General features: G+C 68.4%; 3 protein-coding genes and 1 pseudogene. All 4 read left to right on the forward strand.

The genetic code is table 11. The annotated features are described in order from the left end of the window. Positions 1-403 (forward strand): annotated as a pseudogene (locus ABGA94_RS08480) (SAM-dependent methyltransferase); the annotation flags it as partial. Positions 404-463: 60 nt separating this feature from the next. After that, positions 464-1,882, forward strand: a complete 1,419-nt coding sequence (gene leuC, locus ABGA94_RS08485; RefSeq protein WP_375367005.1) for a 3-isopropylmalate dehydratase large subunit — start codon at positions 464-466, stop codon at positions 1,880-1,882. Beyond that, a complete protein-coding gene (gene leuD / locus ABGA94_RS08490) occupies positions 1,882-2,460 on the forward strand; it encodes a 3-isopropylmalate dehydratase small subunit (RefSeq protein ID WP_005419117.1) in 579 nt (192 codons plus the stop codon). Before leuC ends, leuD begins: the two co-directional genes overlap by 1 nt. Then, on the forward strand, positions 2,450-3,493 hold a 1,044-nt coding region (leuB, locus tag ABGA94_RS08495; RefSeq protein ID WP_375367006.1), incomplete at its 3' end, for a 3-isopropylmalate dehydrogenase. The genes leuD and leuB, both read left to right, overlap by 11 nt.

Below are 3,493 nucleotides of genomic sequence, written 5' to 3' on the forward strand. Positions count from 1 at the left end.
GTCGCGCGCTGCGCCCCGGTGGCCGCTTCGTCGCCGAGTTCGGCGGCCATGGCAACGTGGCACGATCGTCGCGGCGGTACAGGCCGCACGCGTGGCCCACGGCCATGGCGCCAGCACCTTCCAGTGGTACTTCCCGACCGCCGATGCCTATGCCGACCGCCTGCGCCAGCATGGCTTCCAGGTGCAACTGATCGAATGCACGCCGCGCCCGACCCCGCTGCCGACCGGCGTGGCCGGCTGGCTGCGGGTATTCGCCGCGCCACTGCTGGATGACCTGCCCGCCGAGGCCCGCGCCACCGTGCGCGAGGCGGCTACTAGCCTGCTTGCCGAGTTGCCTCGTGACGCATTCGGCCAGCCGCTGGCCGACTACGTGCGGCTGCGGGTCCTCGCCCGCCGTCGCTGACTTGACCCTTTCATATTCATTCCTGATGTTCGCAACTTCGTACTTCTGCCAGGCATACGCATGACTTCCGCACCCCGCACCCTGTACGACAAACTGTGGGACGCCCACGTGGTGGTTCCCGAATCCGACAGCGCACCCGCCGTGCTGTACATCGACCTGCACCTGATCCATGAGGTCACCTCGCCGCAGGCATTCACCGAACTGCGCGAGCGCGGCCTGGCGCCGCGCCGGCCGGACCGCACCAAGGCGACGATGGACCACTCCACGCCGACCCTGCCGACTGCGGCCGACGGCACGTTGCCCTACGCCAGCGCCGCTTCCGAGGCACAGGTCGCAACCCTGGCGCGAAACTGCGCCGAGCACGGCATCGAACTGTTCGACATGGCCTCGGACAACCGCGGCATCGTCCATGTCATTGCGCCGGAACAGGGCTTCACCCAGCCGGGCATGACCATCGTCTGCGGTGACAGCCACACCTCCACCCACGGTGCATTCGGCTCGCTGGCCTTCGGCATCGGCACCAGCGAGGTCGGCCACGTGCTGGCCACGCAGTGCCTGCTGCAGCGCAAAGCCAAGACCTTCGCGATCACCGTTGACGGTGCGCTGGCACCCGGCGTCGGCGCCAAGGATGTGGTCCTGCACATCATCGGCGTGATCGGCGTCAACGGCGGCACCGGCCACGTGATCGAGTTCCGTGGCAGCACCATCGAAGCGATGGACATGGAACAGCGCATGACCCTGTGCAACATGTCGATCGAGGCCGGTGCACGCGCCGGCATGGTCGCGCCCGACCAGGTCACCTTCGACTTCGTCGCCGCTACGCCGCGCGGCCCCAAGGGCGCCGACTTCGACGCTGCCGTGGCGCGCTGGCAACAGCTGCGCAGCGATGACGGCGCGCGCTTCGACAGCGAAGTGCACATCGACGCCGCCGACATCCGCCCGACCCTGACCTGGGGTACGCATCCGGGTACCGCGATCGCCGTGGATGCGCCGATTCCCGCCGCCAACGATGCCGCCGCACAGAAGGGCCTGGACTACATGCACTTCCAGGCCGGCAAGGCGCTGGCGGGCACACCGGTGGACGTAGTGTTCGTTGGTTCGTGCACCAACGGCCGCCTGAGCGACATGCGCGAAGTCGCACAGGTGCTGCGCGGCCGTCGTGTTGCCGAGCGCGTACGCATGCTGGTGGTACCGGGCTCGGAGATCGTCAAGCGCGAGGCCGAGGCCGAGGGCATCCACGAGATCGTGCGCGCGGCCGGTGCCGAATGGCGCGAGCCGGGCTGCTCGATGTGCATCGCGATGAACGGCGATCTGGTCGCCCCCGGCCAGCTGGCCGTGAGTACCAGCAACCGCAATTTTGAAGGCCGGCAGGGGCCCGGTTCGCGCACGCTGCTGGCCTCGCCGATGAGCGCGGCGTGGGCCGCGGTGAACGGGCACGTTGCCGACACCCGCGAACTGTTCGCACAGGAGGTGGCGTGATGGCCGGTTTCCGTACCCTGACCTCGGCCAGCGTGGTGCTGCGCCAGACCAACATCGACACCGACCAGATCATCCCGGCGCGGTTCCTGTCCACCACCGAGCGTGCCGGGCTGGGTCGCAACGCGTTCAACGACTGGCGCTGGCAAGCTGATGGTTCGCCGGTGGCCGACTTCGCCTTCAACCAGCCGCACAACGCCGGCCGCAGCATCCTGCTGGCGGGCCGCAACTTCGGCTGCGGTTCTTCGCGCGAGCATGCACCGTGGGCGCTGACCGACCTGGGCCTGCGTGCCATCGTCAGCAGCGAGATCGCGGACATCTTCCGCGGCAACGCGCTGAAGAACGGCCTGCTGCCGATCGTGCTGGACGAGGCCGACGTACAGGCGCTGATGCAGCGCCCGGACGATGCGCTGACCATCGACGTGGCTGCGCGCGAACTGCGCACCCCCGATGGCCAGGTCTATTCCTTCCCGCTGGATGGCTTCTCGCAGACCTGCCTGCTGGAAGGCGTCGACCAGTTGGGGTATCTGTTGGGCCGTGTCCCTGAAATCGAACGTTACGAGAGTGAGCATGCACGCTGAAATTGTTGTCCTGCCCGGTGATGGCATCGGCCCGGAAGTGTCCGCCGCGGCAGTTGCCGTCCTGAAGGCGGTCGCCGGACGCTTCAACCACACCTTCACCTTCAGCGAGCACGACATCGGTGGCATCGCCATCGACCGCCACGGTGAACCGCTACCGGCGTCGACGCTGGCCGCCTGCCAGGCCGCCAATGCGGTGCTGCTGGGCGCGGTCGGCGGCCCGAAGTGGTCCGACCCGAACGCCAAGGTGCGCCCGGAACAGGGCCTGCTGGCGATCCGCAAGGCGCTGGGCCTGTATGCCAACCTGCGCCCGGTGCGTACCCACGAGGCCGCGCTGCACGCCTCGCCGATCAAGGCCGAGCTGCTGCAGGGCGTGGACTTCGTGGTGGTGCGCGAACTGACCGGCGGCATCTACTTCGGCGACAAGACCCGCGATGCCGACAGTGCCAGCGACCTGTGCCGCTACACCGTGGCCGAGATCGAGCGCGTGCTGCGCAGCGCCTTCCGCCTGGCCCAGCAGCGTCGCGGCAAGGTCACCTCGGTGGACAAGGCCAATGTACTGGAAACCTCGCGCCTGTGGCGCGACGTGGCCGCACGCATCGGCCGCGAAGAATTCCCGGACGTGGCGCTGGAGCACCAGCTGGTCGATTCGATGGCCATGCACCTGCTGGCCAAGCCACGCGAGTACGACGTGATCGTCACCGAGAACATGTTCGGCGACATCCTCACCGATGAGGCCTCGATGCTGGCCGGTTCGCTGGGCCTGCTGCCGTCGGCCTCGCTGGGCGAGCCCGGTGCGGTGGGCATTTACGAGCCCATCCACGGTTCGGCCCCGGACATCGCCGGCAAGGGCATCGCCAATCCGTACGCGACAATCTTCAGCGCCGCGATGCTGCTGCGCCATTCGCTGGGGCTGGAAGCCGAAGCGGCCGCGGTGGAAGACGCCGTGCATGCGGTGCTGGATGATGGGGTGTTCACTGCCGACCTGGCCGCCAAGGGCCAGGCCGTCAGCACCGCCGCGGCAACCGACGCGGTG

The sequence above is a fragment of the Stenotrophomonas sp. 3diitr2024 genome (genome assembly GCF_042136455.1).
Taxonomy (GTDB): Bacteria; Pseudomonadota; Gammaproteobacteria; order Xanthomonadales; family Xanthomonadaceae; genus Stenotrophomonas; species Stenotrophomonas sepilia.

Coding starts and splice junctions, on each gene's coding strand:
- leuC (WP_375367005.1), top strand. CDS start 464: ATGACTTCCGCACCCCGCACCCTGTACGACAAACTGTGGGACGCCCAC.
- leuD (WP_005419117.1), top strand. CDS start 1,882: ATGGCCGGTTTCCGTACCCTGACCTCGGCCAGCGTGGTGCTGCGCCAG.